Genomic DNA, 20,425 nt, shown 5'->3' with positions numbered 1-20,425 from the left:
AAAAAGCCCTACCTTTGTCCTTATGATCCATATCAAATCTTTCGTATGCAACCCGTACCAGGAAAATACGTACCTGCTCTATGATGACACGGGTGTAGCGGCAATCATTGATCCGGGGATGTATGGCAGCAACGAAGAACAGCAGGTGAAAAACTTCATCGATGCCGAAGGGCTGCGGCCGGAGCTATTGCTCAATACCCACTGCCACGTCGACCATGTGCTGGGCAACCGGTTTATCCATGAAACGTATGGCTTGTTCCCGCAGTTTCATGAAGGGGAGCTTCCCTTGCTGATGGAAGTACAGAACTACGCCCCGCAGATGGGCATCCGATACGACCTATCGCCCATCGGGGAGACGTTTCTTCCGGCATCGGGCACCGTGACCTTCGGCGAAAACACGTTAGCGCTTATTTTTGCGCCTGGCCATTCGCCTGCTCATCTGTGCTTCTATAGCGCGGCAGACGGCTTTCTCATCGGCGGCGACGTACTCTTCAGGAACAGCATCGGCCGCACAGATCTCCCCGGTGGCAACCACCAGCAGTTGCTGGATAGCATCACTCATGGTCTGTATACGCTACCCGAAGATACGGTAGTATATCCGGGGCATGGCCCCGAAACCACCATTGGATACGAAAAGAAAACCAATCCATTTATCCGGGGGTAGCAGCCATGAATCTCGCATTGTACTTTGCCAAACGCTACCTGTTTTCCAAGAAAACGGTCAATGCCATCAACATCATCTCGGGCATCAGCGTCGTGGGGGTACTGGTGAGCAGTGCATCGCTCATCGTCATTTTATCGTTTTACAATGGCCTGGAAAACCTGATTTTTTCCATGTACAGTGCCTTCACGCCTGACCTCCGCATTGAAGCGACCAAAGGAAAAGGATTCGCCCTGGATCCGCAAACGACAACCTCGATAAAAAAGCAGCCCGGCGTAGCGACGTATAGCGAAGTGCTGCAGGAACGCGTACTGCTTCGCTATGGCGATGCCCAGTATATCGGCACCCTAAAGGGGATGACCGTAGACGATTCGGTACCGGCTATGGATACGCTGCTCGACGACGGGCATTTTGTGCTGAAACACGGCGAGGATTCCTACGCCATCATGGGTGCCCGCGTACAAGGCACACTGGGCGTCTCCCTGCAGGATGAGCTGCGCCGCATAGAAGTGTTTTCCCCCCGGAAAGGCGTAGTGAATAGCCTTAATCCGGCAGAAGAATTTACGATGCGGACAATACGGCCGGCGGGCGTGTTGCAGTATCAGCAGGAGTTTGATGATCTGCTGATTGTGCCCATGGATTTTGCCCGGGAATTGCTGGGCGAGGCCGAACAGGTTTCGGCCATCGAAATCAATGTGGCGCAAGAGATGGATCTGGCCAACGTGCAGCGGGCACTGGCAGCAGCGCTGGGCGACGGCTATGTCGTTAAAGACCGCGAACAACAAAACCCAACGCTGTATAAGATCGTCCGCACGGAGAAATGGGCCGTATTCCTCATCATTGCTTTTACAGGCATGATCGCTATCTTCAATATTGTGGGTTCGCTCACGATGCTCGTCATCGACAAAAAGAAAGATATCTCCGTGTTGATGGGCATGGGTGCCAACCACACGCTGATACGGCGCATTTTCTTTTATGAAGGGCTGCTTATCTCGCTCATGGGCTGCGTGGCTGGATTGCTGTTGGGGTTCCTGTTTTGCATATCGCAACAGACCTTTGGTTGGATCCGCTTCGGCGAGGGAGAAAACCTGGTGACGGACGTCTATCCCGTAGCGATGCGGGCGGGCGATTTTCTGCTCGTGTTTCTGACAGTCTTTGTCGTCTCAGCCGTGATTTCATCGGTGTCTTCGCAGCTGAGCGTTAAACAAACGGTACGGCTATCCTGATTGACGTCCGCGTGGAGCGCCGTTCACGTCCAACGGCTTCCTGTTGCTGGTTGCCCGTTACTGGTTATTACCGCGGCTGCGGCTCTTATTTCCTTCTGCAATCTGGCGAATCAGGTTACCCCAAGCAAAAGGGCTCAACAGTGGGTTGGCCATACGTTGGTTGACAGCCTGATTGGACAGCCGGATATGGTTTTGCATGGCACTGAAGTTTTGGATCTCTTCCGCACTGCGCGGCGTCACTGCCGCCAAGGCCGCTATGGATTCAGGAGAAAGGTTCTTCTTGGCCACAACAATGTCGTCGTCTGCGATTTCGAGCGACATGAATGCCATATTGAATTCATCAATACTGGCCCAGGGATAGGGCGTCACCACGGGCAGTTCTTTGATTTCTGCCGTCATATGCACCATTGCCGTATACTTATCGTCCGGGACTTTCGGAATCACAACCTGCGCAGCGCGGTAACCCACCGAACGGAACAGGATGGTATCGCCCTCGTGTGCTACGAATGAAAAGTATCCCTGGTGGTTCGCCGTAAACGTCTGGCTGTTGAACGATTGGTTGATGACCGTGACATAAGGTACCACCACGTTGGTGTCTGCATTGTGGATAACACCGCTGAATTGTACAAGCTTTTTCTGCTGGGCAAAGGAGGACACGGCCATTCCCATGACCAGCAAAATCACAAATATATTACGGAATAACCTCATAATTAGCTAACAAAGCTACGCATTTGTAAGTTTTATTTTCCGTTAAATAATGTTAAATGCCCGCCCGAAACTATCCGTTGACCTTCGGAATCGGCATCGTGGCATTTGGATCATCCATGTCGGTGATATTGATAGCCTCCACGGCGGTAATCTCCGGAACGGCTTTCTTAATTGCCTGCTCCAAGCCGGCCTTGAACGTCATGATGCTCATGGCACATGAAGCACAGGATCCCAAAAGCTTCAGTTTAACTACGTTTTCTGCCGTAATCTCATCGATACTCACATTGCCCCCGTCCGTCTCAAGATATGGCCGGATGGAGTCCAAGGCCTGTTCTACTCTTTCCCTTAGTTCCATAACCTTTATGATTATTAAAAGTGTAAAGGTACGGATATTTTCTCAATTATTGCCCTACCATAAACAGGGCGTTTGCGAAGATCAGCTTCCCGCTTTCCCAGAAGCCCCGGAACAACGGATTGTCGATCAGGTAAACCACTTGGCCCCGTCCCTTGTGCTCCACACCGAATACCAATGATGCGCTTATCCCGGCTTTGGCTTTCGCGCCCACAAATCCTGTCCGGTAGTAGGTTTCGTCGGGGATGATGCCTGCATTGATGCCATCTTTTAAGTATGCGTACCGCCGCCCGCTGTTCTTGAGGGTATAGTACGTTCCGCCGGTGCCGAAGCCCAGGGGATACGTAGCATCGATCTTCACTTCGTACACGGCCCCTGATACAGCGTTGGCAATTGCTGCTCGCTCACGCGACTGGAAGTCGGCGATACGCTCTTCCGCAGCTTCCTGCTCCCGTTTTTTTTCTGCTGCCTTCCGCTCATCGTCATTCAGAAACGAGGAGATGCCGAAGCCGTCTTTGCCCGAGAAAAAGCCAACGGCACCCTCTATCGCGATAACCTTGCCGCCGGCGCTTATCCAAGCTTCCAGCTTTTTGGTAACCCCATCGCTCCACATGTTGTAATTGCCGGAAGGAAGAATGATCGTATTGTAGGCGCTCAGGTCTGCCGAGCCGAGCTGCTGCGGCTCCAAAATGGAAAGGGGATAGTCGAGTTCCTGCTCAAAAAAATGCCACACTTCGCCCGCATTGAGCGATGATGTGCCATTGCCTGCAATTAATGCCACTTTGGGGGCCTGCATAGCCCGCACTTCGCCCGAACCGAAATCCTTTCCGGTATCGACATAGCCTGTCGTCACCGCGTCGAGGCGAATCTCGTGATCATTGGCAAGCTGCACCACCCGGCTGGAAAAATCCGGTCGCTTTTCATTGCCGGCGCGCCCAATAATCAATGACCCCGCGGGGTATGTTTTTCCGCCGACGGTGAAGGTACGATCGGCATAACGGACGCGGATGCCTTCATCGAGCAACGCGGAAACAAACCGGGCGTGCGCTACCGATGTCCAGGGGGCAACATAGGCCAGTGGCGTTCCCGCCACACGATTGGCCTCGAATGGGGCACTTTGTGCAGCAGCATTCACCTCGATGCGGGTCTCCAGCGCATAGGCCTGAAGCCCGTATGCATAAGGAAGTGCCCAGCTGGTGATGTCATAGGTAAGGCTATCAGACAGTGCAGGGTTGGGCTCAAAAAGTGTCTGCGTCAGCACAGATTTGGGTTGGTATGCACTCACGACCAGGTCGCCGGACTCAAGCGCAAACGAAGCGGTCTTCCCCGTGAAGTAGTCAAAGCCTTTCAGTCCCGAACGGCTGGATGCCTCGCCGTATTGGATGCCGTTGCGGTCAAGCAGCTCTTTAAGCGCTGTAAGCCGCTCCGGGCTGTTCCCGGGCTTGATGACATAAGCCTTGTACTGGCCTTTCGGGTTCGAACGGCCTTCGCGGAAATAATTTGCATATTCATCCACCAGCTTTTCCGCATTATTCGAAACGGTTTCAATGGTGGCCATCCCCGAAGTAAAGTGATGCAGTATCCGTTCGGTGAGCGTAAGCGTATCGCCCAGTGCGGTCAAAACGCCCAAGCCGGCCCTGCCCGAGCCGCCCTGCTCATAGGTCATGCCCACCGCACCGTTGAACATCGGCCAGCTGTCGCCATAACTGGGATAAAATAAATCGAATACCTCGCGGGTGAAATAGAGCCATGCGTTTTCATCAAAATACCGCGCGTTGTTGCGGCCTACCGTTTCTTGAAAAGATTTCTGAAAGTCAGAAACAAAGGCATGTACCGGTTCGGCGGCGGGGGCAAAGTAGTACGGCGCGTTGATGCCCTGTTCGTGAAAATCGACATGTACCTGTGGCATCCATTGGTTGTATAGGCTGATACGGGCCTGTGTCTCCCGCTGTACCTGCCATGCCCAGTCACGGTTAAGATCGAAAAGGTAATGGTTGGGCCGGCCTCCGGGCCAGGGCTCAATATGCTCCACGGATTGCGGGTCCGGTTGTAGCCTGCGGTGCGCTTTCTGGTTGTACCAGTTGACATAGCGCTCCTGCCCATCGGGATTGAGGCAGGGGTCTATGACCACCACCGTGTTGTCCAGCCACTTTTTTGCATTGGCATTCGTTGGGCTTACGAGCTCCCATAGCGTCTTCATCGCCGTTTCGGAGGACACAGCTTCGTTGCCGTGGACATTATAACTTAGCCAGATAATCGGAATGCGGGTCGTCGCTTCGCCCGATTCGATACCAACGCGCTTGAGGTTGTCTTTGCGGATGGTTTCCAGATTGGCCATATTCGCCGACGACGAAATAAATGCCGCAACAAGCGGCCGCTGCTCGTGTGAGGTTCCGTAATGGACAAGCTTAACATCACCATGGGTTGCGGCGACGTGCTCAAAATAAGCAACCACCCGGTGATGGGGCGTGAACCGTGTACCCAACTCGTATCCAAGAAACTCCTTGGGCGATTGGGTCTGGGCAAAGACAGCAGTAAGGCATAGGGTGCAAAAACTCAGTGTAATCAACAAGGCCCGACTAAGCGGGAGCGGTAATCGTATGTTCATGTTTGCGGATTTGATCGCGGCAAAATAATTAAAATAACGCGATTGGTAAGCGCTGTAACCGAAAAATTATTATCCCGACCGATGGGTGATCTGTTAAACTCTGTTAAATCGCTTGTCCGTTTCCTGTTTTCGCCCTATCTTGCCCCCTAAAAATTTAATTGACAGGTATTTTAAATTCACTTATCTTTGCAGGATGTTTATAAACAGGCGAATAGTGGCGTGGGCCGCCGTGGTGTTTTTGGTCGTGATGGCTGCCGGATGTAAGAGCAAGTTTGAAAAGCTGCGCGCCAGCAATAACATCGCCCTGAAGTACCAGGAGGCTATAAAATATTACAATAGTAAAAAATATACCAAGGCCCTCACCTTATTTGATGACCTGATGACGAAATATCGCGGTCAGGCTGAGGCTGAGGATCTCTACTATTATACGGCATATACCAATTATTACCTGCGCGATTATACATCCGCGCGATTTCATTTCAAGCAGTTTACCGATACATACCCGAATAGTGGCCGTGCCGAGGAATGCCGCTACATGGGTGCCTACTGCTATTTCCTCGAATCGCCCAAGGTGGGGCTCGATCAAGAATATACTTACCGTGCGATAGAAGCTTTACAGCTGTTCATCAACCTGTATCCAAATAGCGAACGTTCCAAGGAAGCCGCGGATCTTATCCAGCAACTGCGGGATAAACTGGAAGCTAAAGCATTTGCCAATGCCAAGCTTTACCTCGACATGGGCCTTCAGGACGATTACCGGGCCGCAGTGATCGCTTTCGACAATGTACTGCGCGAATTTCCGGACACAAAATATGCCGAAGAGATGGAGTTCCTGAGCATCAAGGCTCAATACCTGTATGCCAACCAAAGCCGGCCGCACAGGCAGGAAGAGCGCTTCAGTGAGGCGTTGGATCTTTATGACCGCTTCGTATCGGCCTATCCGGAAAGCAAGTTCCGCAAGGACGCAGACGAGCTAAAACAAGACGCCGAAAAAGGCATGGAACAAGCAAGAAGCTATATGGCCCGCGTAGCTGCAGCCACCGCAACGGCTTCTTCGGAGAAGTTGGCGGACGACGAGACGACGAACAATATGCCTCCCGCGGGCATGCCCCAAAAATAACTTACACAGAAAAAAGATATGAGTACGCAAATAAGTAAAGCCGTTCCTAACACCACTGTCACCCGGGATTTAAGGGATTTGGATAAAAAGACAGACAACCTTTATGAATCCATCGTGATCATCAGCAAGCGTGCAAACCAGATTGCTGTAGACATGAAGGAGGAACTGAACAGCAAGCTGGCTGAATTTGCAACAACCAACGACAACCTTGAAGAGGTGTTCGAAAACCGTGAGCAAATCGAAATCTCCAAACACTACGAGCGCTTACCCAAGCCTACTTTGGTAGCCGTCGATGATTTCCTGAACGACAAAGTGTACTTCAGAAACCCGGCAAGGGAAAAAGAAGATGAATAGTGAGTATACGCGGAAAGCATATCCTTTTGGGTGTCTGCGGCAGCATTGCCGCATATAAAGCTGCTTTCCTCGTTCGCCTATTCGTCAAATCCGGAGCGCACGTACAGGTGGTCATGACTCCCGATGCGACGCAGTTCATTACGCCGCTTACACTCGCAACGCTTTCAGGCAATCCGGTATTGGTTGATTATTTCGATGCCGCCACCGGTACATGGAACAATCATGTGCATTTGGCGCTTGCTGCCGATGCCATTGTTGTGGCTCCGGCAAGTGCCAATACATTGGCCAAATTTGCGCAAGGCCTGTGTGACAACCTGCTGTGTGCGGTGTACCTTTCTGCCAAAAGCCCCGTTTTTATTGCTCCTGCGATGGACTTGGATATGTGGGCGCACGGCAGTACACAGGCTAACATCGCCCGGCTTCGGTCTTACGGCAACCGGATCATCCCTCCGGGCCAGGGCGAATTGGCGAGCGGACTGGAAGGCGAAGGGCGGCTCGCCGAGCCCGAAGACATACTGGCCACACTGGAAGCTTACTTCGGCGAAACACAGCCGTTGGCTGGAAAGAAGGCGCTGGTCACTGCGGGCCCGACCTACGAGGCCCTCGACCCCGTTCGCTATATCGGCAACCATTCCAGTGGCAAAATGGGCTATGCACTGGCGGCCCGGCTGTCCCTGTTGGGGGCAGACGTGACCTTGGTAAGCGGCCCGACCCACCTAAAGCCTCCTGCCGGCGTGACGTACATCGCCGTCACCTCTGCAGGCGAAATGCTGGACGCCTGTTTGACACACTTTGCCCAATCGGCGATTACCGTAATGAGCGCTGCGGTGGCGGACTATACACCCACGACCGTTGCCGATAGGAAAATCAAGAAGGGGGACGATGCGGGGATGATCATCGAACTGACCAGAACAACGGACATCCTTGCGACACTTGGGCAACGGAAACAGAAAGGGCAAGTGCTGGTGGGTTTTGCCTTGGAGACCCATGACGAGCTTGACCACGCCAAAGAAAAACTGCAAAAGAAAAACCTCGATTTTATTGTGCTGAACTCCGCCCGTGACGAAGGAGCCGGGTTTGCCAACGATACCAATAAAATCACTATCATCGACCGTAACGGAAGCATGGAGGCTTTTGGCCTTAAACCTAAGCAAGACGTCGCGCGGGATATCTGTGCCCGTATTATACCGTTGCTTGAAACCTCGGCCGGCTCGAATCCCGGAGGTCCAGCCTGATGGGTAGCCTTACCGTTTCATAATCGGGCGACCGATCCTTCCCCGTAATGAGCTCAATCAGTTTTTCGGCGGCCAATTGGCCGATTTGGAATGCCGGTTGGTAAACCGTGGAAAGCGGCGGCGTGAGCATATCGGCCAGCTCGGTGTTGCTGAAGCCGATCAGCGCCATATCCCCGGGAATTTGGCAACCCAGCTGATGGAGCGCAGCAAGGCTCTGCGTAGATAATTGATCGGTTGCGGCAAATAAGGCCTCCGGCGGCTCAGGTAAATCCAGCAATGCGCGGATATGCGCACGTACGCTGTCTTTCAACGCCTCCCGTCCGTGCGCCTGTACGGTGCGCACAAATGCTGGCCGGTAGGGAATGTGATGTTGCTTTAAGGCGTTGGCATATCCCTCACGGCGTTGCGCGGCAAAGGGAACGTCCGGACTGAGCGTAAGCAGCGCTATGCGCCGATAGCCGTTTGCTATCAGGTGTTGCGTCGCCTGAAAAGCACCGCGTCGATTGTCTATTCCTACTTGATAAGATTCGAATTGCTCACTAATCCGATCAAACAGGACAATGGGCATACCCGTGTCCTTCAGCGCGGCAAGGTGTTCGAAATTGACCGTTTCTGCCGACGGAGATATCAGTATCCCTTCCACACCCCTGGCTTCCAATTGGTTTAGGCAGGCCTTCTCCTGGGCTAGGGACTCCTTATTCTGCATGATGATGATGTCATATCCGGCCTGCGTACAGGTGCTGTCTATCCCATCGAGCATACGAGAGACAAAACTGTTGTCGATGGAGCAAATTACGACCCCGATGGATCCGCTCTTGCCTTCTTTCAAGCTTTTTGCCATCCTATTGGGCAAGTAATGATTCGCCCGGGCATAGGCAGCCACCCGCTTTTTGGTGTCTTCGCCGATTTCGTAACTGTCGCGGAGTGCCTTGGATACTGTAGACACCGACAAATCCAACGCTTTAGCAATATCCCGTAAGGTCATCGTGGCCATCACACAAAATAGTAGCTAAAGATAGGCATTCTCTGTGTAAATACATCAAATGCTAAACCTTATCTTTGTCTAATTGTCATCGTTTTAAAATCGAAACTATGAACAAGTACTTACGCAGTGGGTTGCTGTATACGATTGCCGGCTTAACGTTTTGCGCGTTGGGCTATTACCTGATGGGGTTGGAAATCCGGCTGTATAAATGGATGATGGCCATCGGCGTTATTATTTTTGGTATCGGATTTCTAACTGTTTTCTATAGCTTTATCCGAAAAATAGAGCGGCAGAGTATTCTTGAAGAACGCAAAGAACGGCAAAACGAAAATGAGTAAAAATGGCTTGAGACCCTTCGCCCATGCATGGAACGGTATCACCGCAACCTACCGTACGGAACGAAATTTTAAAATCCACCTGACGTTCTCCCTCGCGGCCATTGCCTTGGGTATCGGCATGCACCTGTCGGCGTCGGACTGGTGCTGGATCGCATTATGCATCGCCTTGGTATTCGTGGCAGAATTGATAAACACCGCCATCGAATCCGTCGTAAACCTGGTATCACCAGCCTATCATCCGCTGGCCAAAAAAGCCAAAGACGCTGCCGCAGGAGCCGTGCTCATCGCTGCCGTTTTTTCATTGGTTGTAGGGGGGATAATTTTTCTTCCTAAACTCTGTCGCCATTTTATGATATAACCCCCTTCCCCATTTCTACTATGCTGCATAAAACCAGAGGTATCGTATTAAAAACGACTAATTATTCCGAAAGTAGCGTGGTGGCTCAGGTATTCACGGAGAAATTCGGGCTTCAGTCGTACCTTGTCAATGGAGCCCGAAAACCGAAAGCGAAAATCAGCATCACGCTCCTGCAACCCCTGCATTTGCTTGAAATGGTGGTTTACCACCGGGAAAATACATCCCTACAACGGATATCCGAAGCCCGGCAAATGCCGCATTTCCAAACGATTCCTTACGATATCGTCAAGAGCACCGTCGTGCTCTTCTTAAATGAAATGCTTTATAAAAGCCTTCGCCAGCAGTCTCCGGACGAACCGCTGTTCGGCTACCTGTTCAACGCTATCTCTTGGTTGGACACACTGGAAAAAATGCCGCCGAATTTTCATCTTCTTTTTCTGATCAAACTCTCCCGCTTTCTTGGTTTTAATCCGGCACCACCGAAAGCTGGCCAGACCTATTTTGATCTAAAAGACGGTATTTTCTGTGACACCCTGCCCGCACATCGCCTGGTGTTGCAGCACCCCCATACGGCCCAATTCGCGGCACTGCTGAATTGCTCTTTTGAAAAGTTATCCGCTTTACGCATCCCTTTGGCGGATAGGCGTTTTCTGCTCGACAAAATCATTGATTTTTACCGGCTGCATGTAGACCATATGGGTGACATCAAGTCGCGCGAAGTGCTTGAAGAAGTGCTCGGATAGCCAAACAAAATGAATCCTCTATTGTTTATTTCGGTGATGTGGCAGGAAAAAGACAACACACTTTACCGATCGTTTGAGTTCGGCGATTTTTCGGAAGCTTTTGCTTTTATGCTTCGAGTCGCTTTATTGGCCGAGCAACAAAATCACCATCCAACATGGACGAATACGTGGAACAGCGTGGAAATCTGGCTATCCACGCACGACGCAGGCAACACCGTCACTGAAAAGGACAGAAAGCTTGCCGAGTCGATAGATAAGTTACTGTAATGCCGCCGAAGAGCAATCCCGTCGCCCGATTCAATGAAGTCTTGTTCTTCCTTGTTTTGGTCTTCGGTATACTTTATGTCGCCAAATCATTCCTCATTCCCGTTGCTATCGGAGGTATGATGGCCATGCTACTGGTACCGCTATGCCGCCGCCTTGAAAAGTGGAAGATCCCACGTGGATTTTCGGCTATCATCTGTGTATTGCTGCTGCTGCTACTGTTATTGGGGGTTTGCTACCTGCTGATCAACCAGGTCGTTGCATTGGGAAAAGATTTACCAATGATTGTTGCAAAATTAAATGAAATGCTCAATTCGGGGCACGATTACATCTCCGAACACTTTCAGTTGCCGGTGGACCAACAAAAGGCGTATTTGCAAAACCAGATCACGGGCCTTACGAATCTGGCGGGCAAGTTTGTGGGGGATATTTTCCGATCATTGCTTTCACTTTTGGTCCACCTGCTGATCATCTTCGCATACACGGCGTTATTGTTGATTTACAGACGCCGAATAAAAAATTTCGTGTTAGCCTTGGTGCGCCGGTATGCCGGTAGAACCAGTCTCGATGAAGCGCATGATGTTGTCCGTAAAACCACTGATGTGGCCAGTGCCTATCTGGCAGGAGTGTGTATGGTAGCCCTGATTTTTTCGGTCATCAATACGATTGGACTTGCCATTATCGGCATCGAAAATGCGTTGTTTTTCGGGATGATGGTCGCTTTTATTAACATCATCCCTTACATCGGCTCCGTTGCCGGTAGCTCAATAGTCATTTTATATACCTTCATCACCCGCGATACCCTGGTTACCCCGATAATCGTTGCATTGTTTTTTATAGTCATGCAGCAAATAGACAGTTATATCCTGACACCGAAAATCACGGGCGGCAAAATAGCACTGAATGCGCTCGCGACGCTGATGGCGCTTTTACTGGGTAACTTGGTATGGGGCGTGGCTGGCATGATCCTGTTCGTGCCGTTCCTCGGGGTCACTAAAGTCATCTTCGACCATGTGGAATCACTGAAACCGTTCGGCACCCTTATCGGCGATCGAGATGCCAAATCGAAGGCCGAAAAAAAGCCGGCTATCAGGTGATAGCCGGCCAAATACAATAAATATATTTAATAAGTAATCCTTAGATTACTTTAACATTTACCGCATTTAAACCTTTTTTGCCTCTTTCGACGTCGTACGATACGTTGTCCTTTTCACGGATTTTGTCGATAAGGCCCGATGAATGAACGAAAATGTCGCTGTCACCGGAATTTGGAACGATGAAACCAAAACCCTTGGTTTCATTGAAGAATTTGACTACTCCTTCTGCCATTGTATTGAAAATTAAAAAATAATAAAAATCAAAGGTATATAATTATTTGTAAATCAGTTCAAAATATTTGAAATTAATGGCCTATCTTTTGTTGCTCACGGTTTTATAAATCGATTATTTTTCGCTATTTTAGCACATCGAGCAACATGCGAGCGCATCAAGATAAAGCTGGCCGACTACGCAACGATTTGGTATGGGTAGCGCGTATGGCTTGGTTGATGGACGACAAGTTCCGAATCGGTGGAACGCGTTTCCGCTTTGGCCTTGATCCCGTTATCAACATGATCCCATTTCTGGGTACTATCATCGGGTTTGTTGTCGCTTGTTTTATCGTGCTTGTCATTTGGCGTCACGGCGCCAGTCGGAAATTGATCATGCTTATGCTCATTAACGTGATTATCGATTTAACACTTGGCGCAATACCGGTTATTGGACACGTATTTGACTTTGTCTTCAAGGCAAACCGGAAAAATCTTATTTTACTTCAGCAATATCATTATCAGGGAAAACATCAGGGCAAAGGCAATGATATCCTTATGCTCATTCTTGGTGTCTTTCTGCTGTTGACGTGCTTGTTTATTTACTTATTGTGGAGCGCTTTTATGGCTTTAATCGGTTTACTGTAAGATTATTATCCAAAATGTAAACAATCAGTAGGAAATCTGTATTATTAAATATAAACGCTAACTAAACATCATGAAGTATCAGATAGCATCATTGAAAAAATTGGAAGATGAAGGCAAGAATGTAAGTAAATTACCATTTTCCATCCGTATACTGCTTGAAAATGTCCTGCGCAACCACGACAATTTTGCCGTTACCGATGAACATTTGGATACCTTAATCAATTGGGAACCGGGCGGTACGGACAAAGAAATACCTTTTAAACCTGCCCGCGTATTGATGCAGGATTTCACGGGTGTACCTGCCGTGGTCGATATGGCCTCCATACGGGCCGAAGTCATCCGAAAAGGTGGAGATGGAAGTAAAATCAACCCGGCCATCCCGGTTGATTTGGTCATCGACCATTCCGTACAGGTCGATTATTTCGGCACAAATTACGCGTACCAGCATAATGTGGCGCTGGAATACGAACGCAACGCCGAACGCTATGAATTGCTTAAATGGGGACAACAGGCATTGAATAATTTTACCGTGGTCCCACCGGGCATGGGCATCTGTCACCAGGTCAATTTGGAATACCTGGCGAAGGGTGTTATCGCACGTGATGGATGGGCTTTTCCGGATACGCTGGTCGGTACCGATTCGCATACGCCTATGGTAAACGGTATCGGTGTCATCGCGTGGGGCGTAGGTGGTATAGAGGCAGAGGCAGCTATGCTCGGGCAACCCATCTATTTCACTTGCCCGCAGGTGATCGGACTGAAATTGACCGGAAAGATACCTACCGGCTGCACGGCTACCGACATGGTGCTCACCATCACCAAATTGCTGCGCGACTATGGCGTGGTAGGTAAATTCGTTGAAGTTTTTGGCGATGCGTTGGACAACCTGAGTGTTACCGACAGAGCGACCATATCCAATATGTCGCCCGAATTTGGCTGTACCGTCACTTATTTTCCCATAGACGGACAAACGCTGGAATACATGCGGCGGACCAATCGTTCGGAAGAACAAGTCAGCTTGGTAGAAGAATATTGCAAAGAAAATCTGCTGTGGCGTACAGGCAACGAAGAAATCGTCTATTCGCACGTACTTGAGCTTGACCTTGATACATTGGAACCTACCGTATCCGGACCAAAACGCCCTCAGGATAAGATATTGGTAAAAGACCTTTCTCAGCAATTTTCGCACCTCCTGAAGAAGGAATATCAGCGGAACTACCTCCCTGTCAAGAGCAGGCAAGAGCAGGCTTGGCTTTCCGAAGGCGGATCAGGAAGTCAGTTTGTCTACGAAGATCGCCAAAAAGGCTCGGGAGTGGAAGTGGAGACAGAAGATATCCGATCGGTACGGATAACGATTAAAAATCAAGAGTACATCCTCAGTGATGGCAGTATCGTAATCGCCGCCATCACAAGCTGTACCAACACCTCCAATCCGGCGGTCATGGTAGGTGCGGGATTGGTAGCGCGAAAAGCGGTAGCGCGAGGTCTGCGCACCAAGTCGTGGGTAAAAACCAGCTTGGCACCGGGTTCGAAAGTAGTCACGGAATACTTGCAACGTGCTAATCTACTGGAAGACTTGGAAGCACTCCGCTTTCACACGGTGGGCTATGGATGCACATCTTGTATCGGAAACAGCGGTCCCTTGCCTCCGCACATTGCGGAAGCGGTAGACAAGGGTGATCTGGTGGTTGCTTCCGTGCTTTCCGGAAATCGCAACTTTGAAGCCCGTGTACACCCGCAGGTAAAGATGAATTTTCTGATGTCGCCCATGCTCGTGGTGGCCTATGCCCTCGTCGGCCGAGTAGATATCGATTTGATTAATGACCCGCTGGATTATGATCCGAATGGTAATCCGGTTTACTTACGTGACATATGGCCCACCCAGCAGGAAATTGTGGACACCATCAATGCTTGCGTAAGAGTGGAAGACTTTAAAAATGTATATGATGTCATTTTCGACGGAGGTGATGATTGGAAACAGTTGATGGCGCCACAGGGGAAAAACTTCAGCTGGAACGAAAATTCCACTTATGTGCAGGAGGCTCCTTTCTTCAAGAATATAAGCAGTGAGCCCCACGACACAACGGATATCAGCCAGGCAAAGGTATTGTTATACCTCGGCGACTCCGTGACGACGGACCACATCTCTCCGGCCGGTTCCTTCAAGCCCGAATCAGCCGCGGGACAATATTTGCTTGCCAAAGGAGTAGAACATAAGGATTTCAATTCGTACGGCTCACGGCGCGGCAACCACGAGGTAATGATGCGGGGTACATTTGCCAACGTACGCATCCGCAATAGGATAACGACCAAAGAAGGCGGCTATACGACCTACTTCCCTACCGGGGAGACATTGTCCGTATTCGACGCGGCCATGAAATACCAGGCGGATAATACGCCGCTCGTTATCCTTGCGGGTAAAGAATATGGTAGCGGATCTTCGCGCGACTGGGCGGCCAAAGGCACCAATTTACTGGGGGTAAAAGCCGTTATCGCAGAGAGTTTCGAACGCATCCACCGCAGCAACCTCGTTGGAATGGGTGTCATACCTATGGAATTCCCAGCAGGAGAAAATGCCGAATCATTGGGACTTGACGGCACGGAAACGTTTGAGATCACCGGTATCTCAACGGACTTACGCCCACATAAACTGCTCGAAGTGAAGGCCACGAAAAGCAACGGCGAGACCATCACCTTCCAATCAAAGGCTCGGTTTGATTCGGCTATTGAAATTGAGTATTACCGTCATGGCGGAATCCTGCATTACGTCTTGCGAGGATTCCTGAAACAACCCAACGTCCAGTAACGCTATTTTCAATGGGCAGACTTGAATGCATTCCATCCCTGTGCGGTGATGGGATGCACATGTCCGGATTTGGAAATTAATTCGCAACCGGCCGTTTTCTCGGTAATGTGGCCGATGACACTGATATCCGGTTGGTTTTTTACCTTGTCGTAGTCGGACTGGCTGATAGTAAAAAGCAACTCGTAGTCTTCTCCGCCGCTTAATGCACAAACCGTGGGGTCGATCCCAAACTCCCGTGCCGTATCATACGTCATGGGATCAATCGGTATTTTCTCCTCATATAATTTACACCCCTTGGCGGAGGATTCGCAGATGTGCAGGATTTCGGAAGCTAACCCATCAGAGATATCTATCATTGCCGTTGGTTTTACGCCTATGGTGGCAAGTAACTGTACAATGTCCTTCCGGGCTTCGGGCTTGAGCTGACGCTCAACGATGTAATCCTTTCCTTCTAAATCGGGCTGTATGGATGGGTTTTCCAAAAAGATACGCTTTTCGCGCTCCAGGAGTTGCAAGCCCACATAGGCGCCGCCTAAATCGCCCGACACACAGACGAGATCACCCTCCTGCGCACCGTCGCGATAAACGATATCCGCCTCCTGGGCGTAGCCTATGCTGGTGACGCTAATGACCAACCCCTGGACGGATGTGGACGTATCGCCACCTACTAAATCGACGTTATAGCTTTTGCAGGCTAAAAGCGCGCCCGCATACAATTCCTCTACCGCTTCGAGGGGAAACCGGCTTGACAGACCGATGGAAAAGGTAATCTGCGACGCTATACCGTTCATGGCGTAGATATCGCTGAGATTTACCTGTACAGCTTTGTATCCTAAATGCTTAAGTGGCACATAACGCAAATCGAAATGAACGCCTTCCAGCAGCAAATCAGTGGACACCAGCGTTTTTTTGCCCGAAAAATCCAATACTGCAGCATCGTCACCGATTCCCTTGAGGGTGGAATTTTCAGTAAGAACTATCGCTTTTGTGATATGGGCTATCAAACCAAACTCACCCAGTCGTTCCAGATTGGTCTTTTCCTTGTTGTCAAACATCTTCCTATTATGATTAAAGGGTATCGATTCAAAAAATAATGATGGCCGCACACTTTTTTATGCTTTTATCCTTACGCTTGTTCGTTAATGTCTACTTTAAAGTCCCAGACGCTCGGATATCTCCAGCATCCGCTCGATAGGCCTTTTTGCGCGGGCAATGATGCCGGCCGGCAAATCAACTTCGGGAAGATCGAACTTCATGCAGTTATATACCTTTTCCAGGGTGTTGAGCTTCATATAGGGACAGTCGTTGCATGCGCAGGCGTTGTTCGGAGGCGCAGGTATAAACGTTTTGCCCGGGCTTGCTTTCTCCATTTGGTGGATGATGCCGCTTTCCGTGGCGACGATAAATGTATCCGAGTCGCTCTCTTGCGTATACTTAAGCAATCCTGATGTCGAACCGATGTAATCTGCGGCATCCAGTAATTCTTTTTCGCATTCCGGATGTGCGATGAATTTTGCGTGTGGAAATTGCCTACGCAAGTGTTGGATACGCTCCTGCGAAAACAACTCATGGACCATACAGGCGCCATTCCACAGGACCAAATCGCGACCTGTTTTCCGCCGCACGTAATCACCCAAGTTCTTATCCGGCCCGAAGATAATTTTCTGGTCGGGCGGAAGACTGTCCACAATCTGAACGGCATTGCTCGACGTACAGACGATGTCACTGAGCGCCTTCAATTCGGCGGTGCAATTCACGTACGTAATGGCGATATGATCAGGATATTGCTCCTTGAATTTGGCAAAAAGATGAGGCGGGCAACTATCGGAGAGCGAACAGCCCGCTTTCAGATCTGGAAGCAATACTTTCTTCTGCGGTGAAAGTATTTTAGCCGTTTCGGCCATAAAGTGCACACCGGCGAAGACAATCACATCGGCCTGCGTCTTGGCGGCTTGCTGCGAAAGGCCTAAACTATCGCCGATGTAATCAGCGATATCCTGTATCTCCGGCTCCTGGTAATAATGCGCTAAGAGTACAGCATTTTTTTCCTTTTTCAGCTTGTTTATCTCTTCAACCAAATCTAGCGTCGGATCGATTGGTTCGTCGATATAGCCTTTTGTATCCAGTTCAGTTAGATAAGTAATCATGATATACAAAGGTAGCTAAACAATTTGATATGCTTTTCATCATTCCCACAGGGACAATAAGTAATAATTGATTTTTAATATAAATGATCTTATTGTTTGTTAGGCTGTTGGTTTTGTGAGAAATCTGGGCGGTTTTTATTTTGTTTTTTGATTTGGATCTTTTTTTTAACAGGTTATTAACATTGTCTTAATCTTTTGGCACTGGTTTTCAGTTAGTTTTGTTTTACCCGAAATTGTTTTCCATAGCAGCATGTATACTAATTATTGGCTGAGATTTGTTAATATTGTGAGCTGTTGATGGGGATTTTCTTGAGGGCGCTGTGTAAAAATAATGGTTTTTCGGAGACTTGATGAGTTTCTATTTTTTATTCAACGCGTTGTTTACATGTTGTCCACAATTTTCGGTCTCCGCCAATAACAAATACGGCTTTGCCGCTTAGGTTATTTTATGCATACTGTTGATTTTTTAGTTATTGGTTCGGGTATTGCCGGATTGAGTTTCGCATTGAAGGCAGCCAGTCATGGTAAAGTATTGATTATCACCAAATCGAACGAAGACGAGTCGAATACCAAATATGCACAGGGGGGCGTAGCAGTGGTTGTGGATAAGTCTGACTCGTTTGAAAAGCATATCGCTGATACACTGATAGCTGGCGATGGTTTATGCGATGTGAATGTTGTGGAAAACGTGGTGAAAGAAGGACCCAGGCGGATACAGGAGATTATTGATTACGGGACGCACTTCGATAAGACCGCGGGTGGCGTATATGACCTGGCGAAGGAAGGCGGACACTCCGAACACCGGGTATTGCATTACAAGGACATCACCGGATTTGAGATCGAACGGGTGTTGCTGGAGAAGGTTCATGAGAATCCTAATATAGAGGTTCTTACGCATTATTTTGCGGTAGATTTGATTACTCAGCATCATCTTGGCGTATTTGTGGATAAAAGTACGCCGGACATCACGTGCTATGGCGTGTACGCGTTGAACACGGTTGACAACAGGGTGGAAAAGATTTTGAGTAAGGTTACAGTGATGGCTTCTGGCGGGGCGGGCCATATCTATTCGAGTACGACAAACCCTGTGATTGCTACCGGAGATGGGATAGCAATGGTATACCGTGCCAAAGGAAAGGTGCGGAATATGGAGTTTATCCAGTTTCATCCCACAGCGTTATACAATCCGGGTGAGTATCCGTCTTTTTTGATTTCGGAAGCGGTAAGGGGATATGGCGGAGTGCTGCGCAGGAAAAACGGCGAACGTTTCATGGAGGAATACGATGCAAGGGGTTCCCTGGCACCCCGTGATATTGTCGCGCGGGCAATCGATACCGAAATGAAAAAATCGGGCGACGATTTTGTTTTTTTGGATATTACCCATCGAAGCAAGGATGAGATTTTGAAGCATTTCCCGAATATCTATGCAAAGTGCCTGTCTATCGGCATTGATATGTCAAGGGACTATATCCCTGTAACACCGGCTGCCCATTATTTATGCGGTGGCATTATGGTTGACGGTCTAGGCCGCTCTTTTATTCAACGCCTTTATGCGTGTGGTGAGTGTGCATCTACGGGATTACACGGTGCTAACCGATTGGCTTCTAATTCTTTGCTTGAGGCTACGGTGTTTGCTCATCGCATCTATGAGGATGCCATCAAAAAGGTGGGAACTATTGAAGTGCCAACGGATATACCGGACTGGGACGATTCGGACACGGCGTTGTCCAATGAGGATATTTTGGTGACCCATAATTTACGGGAAACGCAGAAAGTGATGAGCGATTATGTAGGTATCGTTCGTTCGGATTTTAGGTTGGAACGGGCGATGCGCCGGTTAGGGTTGCTATATGATGAGACCGAGCAATTTTATAAAAATACGAAGCTTTCGGTGAAGCTTTGCGAACTGAGAAATGTTATCCAGGTAGCGTATTTGGTAATCAAGTCAGCCATGGCGAGGAAGGAAAGCCGGGGGCTGCATTATACAACTGATTACCCTGAAAGGTCGGAGGTATTGGTGGATACGATTTTTTAATACGTATGATATGGCATTGATTATTCCTGTTAAAGGCGTTTACCCAAGTATCGGGTCAGATTGTTTTATAGCGGCGAACGCTACTGTTGTTGGGGACGTGGTGCTTGGCGAGCGTTGTTCGGTGTGGTTCAACGCGGTGGTTCGCGGCGATGTGAATAGTATCCGGATAGGCCAGTGCACCAATATTCAGGATGGTGTAGTGATTCATTGTACCTATCTGACCGCGCCGACGGTAATCGGTGATTATGTCAATATCGGACACCAGGCGATGGTACATGGATGTACCTTGAAAAATCGGGTACTTATCGGCATGGGGGCCATTGTCATGGACCATGCGGTGGTTGAAGATTACGTGATCGTTGCAGCCGGTGCCGTGGTACTTGAAGGAACGATGTGCGAGAGCGGGTATTTATATGCCGGTGTTCCCGCTAAGAAGATAAAGCCGATATCGGACGAGCAGCGGAAGTTGCTCGATGAACTTCCGCTGCGCTATGTGATGTACTCCGGGTGGTTCTCAGCGGAATAGCCAT

Annotated in this window: 21 protein-coding genes; 14 read left to right on the top strand and 7 right to left on the bottom strand. The window is 49.4% G+C overall.

Features of this window, described 5'->3' with window-relative positions; all coding sequences use genetic code 11:
- The first annotated feature begins 22 nt into the window (after positions 1-22).
- Positions 23-664 (top strand): MBL fold metallo-hydrolase, encoded by a 642-nt coding sequence (locus JHJ32_RS11810; protein WP_079717094.1) that lies wholly within the window; start codon positions 23-25, stop codon positions 662-664.
- 5 nt (positions 665-669) lie between these two features.
- Positions 670-1,887 (top strand): FtsX-like permease family protein, encoded by a 1,218-nt coding sequence (locus tag JHJ32_RS11805; protein ID WP_200121077.1) that lies wholly within the window; start codon positions 670-672, stop codon positions 1,885-1,887.
- A 57-nt stretch (positions 1,888-1,944) separates the two neighbouring features.
- On the opposite strand, the gene JHJ32_RS11800 is transcribed toward JHJ32_RS11805, so the two are convergent.
- The 3 genes from JHJ32_RS11800 to JHJ32_RS11790 all read right to left on the bottom strand — a co-directional run bounded on the left by JHJ32_RS11800 (position 1,945) and on the right by JHJ32_RS11790 (position 5,555).
- On the bottom strand, positions 1,945-2,595 hold the full coding sequence (locus JHJ32_RS11800; RefSeq protein WP_079717096.1) for a hypothetical protein: 651 nt from the start codon (positions 2,593-2,595) through the stop codon (positions 1,945-1,947).
- Positions 2,596-2,665: 70 nt separating this feature from the next.
- A complete protein-coding gene (locus JHJ32_RS11795; RefSeq protein ID WP_079717097.1) occupies positions 2,666-2,950 on the bottom strand; it encodes a NifU family protein in 285 nt (94 codons plus the stop codon).
- A 46-nt stretch (positions 2,951-2,996) separates the two neighbouring features.
- Entirely contained in the window at positions 2,997-5,555 is a 2,559-nt protein-coding gene (locus JHJ32_RS11790; protein WP_200121076.1) for a M14 metallopeptidase family protein, read from the bottom strand.
- A 193-nt stretch (positions 5,556-5,748) separates the two neighbouring features.
- Here JHJ32_RS11790 and JHJ32_RS11785 point away from each other — a divergent pair, with 193 nt between their 5' ends.
- Genes JHJ32_RS11785 through coaBC form a run of 3 tightly spaced genes read left to right on the top strand, consistent with a single transcriptional unit; the run spans position 5,749 to position 8,264 of the window.
- Complete coding sequence (locus JHJ32_RS11785; protein WP_079717099.1) at positions 5,749-6,675, top strand: outer membrane protein assembly factor BamD; 927 nt, start codon at positions 5,749-5,751, stop codon at positions 6,673-6,675.
- A gap of 18 nt (positions 6,676-6,693) precedes the next feature.
- Positions 6,694-7,029 carry a DNA-directed RNA polymerase subunit omega gene (locus JHJ32_RS11780; protein ID WP_200121075.1) on the top strand — a complete coding sequence of 112 codons (336 nt, stop codon included), beginning with the start codon at positions 6,694-6,696 and terminating at the stop codon, positions 7,027-7,029.
- Entirely contained in the window at positions 7,029-8,264 is a 1,236-nt protein-coding gene (gene coaBC, locus JHJ32_RS11775) for a bifunctional phosphopantothenoylcysteine decarboxylase/phosphopantothenate--cysteine ligase CoaBC (protein ID WP_200121074.1), read from the top strand. Before JHJ32_RS11780 ends, coaBC begins: the two co-directional genes overlap by 1 nt.
- Here coaBC and JHJ32_RS11770 read toward each other — a convergent pair.
- Positions 8,212-9,258, bottom strand: a complete 1,047-nt coding sequence (locus JHJ32_RS11770) for a LacI family DNA-binding transcriptional regulator (RefSeq protein WP_233632611.1) — start codon at positions 9,256-9,258, stop codon at positions 8,212-8,214. The genes coaBC and JHJ32_RS11770 overlap by 53 nt on opposite strands.
- A gap of 98 nt (positions 9,259-9,356) precedes the next feature.
- Between JHJ32_RS11770 and JHJ32_RS11765 the strand changes: the two genes are divergently transcribed.
- From JHJ32_RS11765 to JHJ32_RS11745, 5 genes are read left to right on the top strand one after another with little or no spacing between them, the layout of a single operon-like run.
- On the top strand, positions 9,357-9,587 hold the full coding sequence (locus JHJ32_RS11765; RefSeq protein ID WP_079717102.1) for a signal peptidase: 231 nt from the start codon (positions 9,357-9,359) through the stop codon (positions 9,585-9,587).
- Positions 9,580-9,945, top strand: a complete 366-nt coding sequence (locus tag JHJ32_RS11760; protein WP_200121073.1) for a diacylglycerol kinase family protein — start codon at positions 9,580-9,582, stop codon at positions 9,943-9,945. The genes JHJ32_RS11765 and JHJ32_RS11760 overlap by 8 nt, the downstream gene beginning before the upstream one ends.
- A gap of 20 nt (positions 9,946-9,965) precedes the next feature.
- Positions 9,966-10,688: a DNA repair protein RecO gene (gene recO, locus JHJ32_RS11755; protein WP_079717104.1), complete on the top strand. Its 723-nt coding sequence runs from the start codon at positions 9,966-9,968 to the stop codon at positions 10,686-10,688.
- Between the two features lie 9 nt (positions 10,689-10,697).
- Positions 10,698-10,955 (top strand): 4a-hydroxytetrahydrobiopterin dehydratase, encoded by a 258-nt coding sequence (locus tag JHJ32_RS11750; protein WP_233632610.1) that lies wholly within the window; start codon positions 10,698-10,700, stop codon positions 10,953-10,955.
- Positions 10,955-12,049, top strand: coding sequence for an AI-2E family transporter (locus tag JHJ32_RS11745; RefSeq protein WP_200121072.1), 1,095 nt, complete (start codon positions 10,955-10,957; stop codon positions 12,047-12,049). The genes JHJ32_RS11750 and JHJ32_RS11745 overlap by 1 nt, the downstream gene beginning before the upstream one ends.
- A 40-nt stretch (positions 12,050-12,089) precedes the next feature.
- Here the strand turns inward: JHJ32_RS11745 and JHJ32_RS11740 are convergent, their stop codons facing one another.
- On the bottom strand, positions 12,090-12,281 hold the full coding sequence (locus JHJ32_RS11740) for a cold-shock protein (protein ID WP_079717107.1): 192 nt from the start codon (positions 12,279-12,281) through the stop codon (positions 12,090-12,092).
- A 146-nt stretch (positions 12,282-12,427) separates the two neighbouring features.
- On the opposite strand from JHJ32_RS11740, the gene JHJ32_RS11735 reads away from it, so the two are divergent.
- The gene (locus JHJ32_RS11735; protein WP_079717108.1) at positions 12,428-12,907 is read left to right on the top strand and encodes a DUF4112 domain-containing protein; all 480 of its coding nucleotides are present in this window, start codon (positions 12,428-12,430) and stop codon (positions 12,905-12,907) included.
- Between the two features lie 70 nt (positions 12,908-12,977).
- Positions 12,978-15,713 carry an aconitate hydratase AcnA gene (acnA, locus tag JHJ32_RS11730; protein ID WP_200121071.1) on the top strand — a complete coding sequence of 912 codons (2,736 nt, stop codon included), beginning with the start codon at positions 12,978-12,980 and terminating at the stop codon, positions 15,711-15,713.
- 8 nt (positions 15,714-15,721) lie between these two features.
- Here acnA and thiL read toward each other — a convergent pair whose 3' ends face one another.
- Entirely contained in the window at positions 15,722-16,768 is a 1,047-nt protein-coding gene (gene thiL, locus JHJ32_RS11725; protein WP_200121070.1) for a thiamine-phosphate kinase, read from the bottom strand.
- 96 nt (positions 16,769-16,864) lie between these two features.
- The gene (gene nadA / locus JHJ32_RS11720; protein ID WP_176146186.1) at positions 16,865-17,860 is read right to left on the bottom strand and encodes a quinolinate synthase NadA; all 996 of its coding nucleotides are present in this window, start codon (positions 17,858-17,860) and stop codon (positions 16,865-16,867) included.
- Positions 17,861-18,308: 448 nt separating this feature from the next.
- Here nadA and nadB point away from each other — a divergent pair, with 448 nt between their 5' ends.
- Positions 18,309-19,895 (top strand): L-aspartate oxidase, encoded by a 1,587-nt coding sequence (gene nadB / locus JHJ32_RS11715; RefSeq protein WP_200121069.1) that lies wholly within the window; start codon positions 18,309-18,311, stop codon positions 19,893-19,895.
- A 10-nt stretch (positions 19,896-19,905) separates the two neighbouring features.
- Positions 19,906-20,421 carry a gamma carbonic anhydrase family protein gene (locus tag JHJ32_RS11710; RefSeq protein WP_079717112.1) on the top strand — a complete coding sequence of 172 codons (516 nt, stop codon included), beginning with the start codon at positions 19,906-19,908 and terminating at the stop codon, positions 20,419-20,421.
- Positions 20,422-20,425: the final 4 nt, after the last annotated feature.

This window comes from Parapedobacter sp. ISTM3 (assembly GCF_016533505.1).
GTDB lineage: Bacteria > Bacteroidota > Bacteroidia > Sphingobacteriales > Sphingobacteriaceae > Parapedobacter > Parapedobacter luteus.
This window is presented reverse-complemented; position numbering and strand designations above follow the sequence as displayed.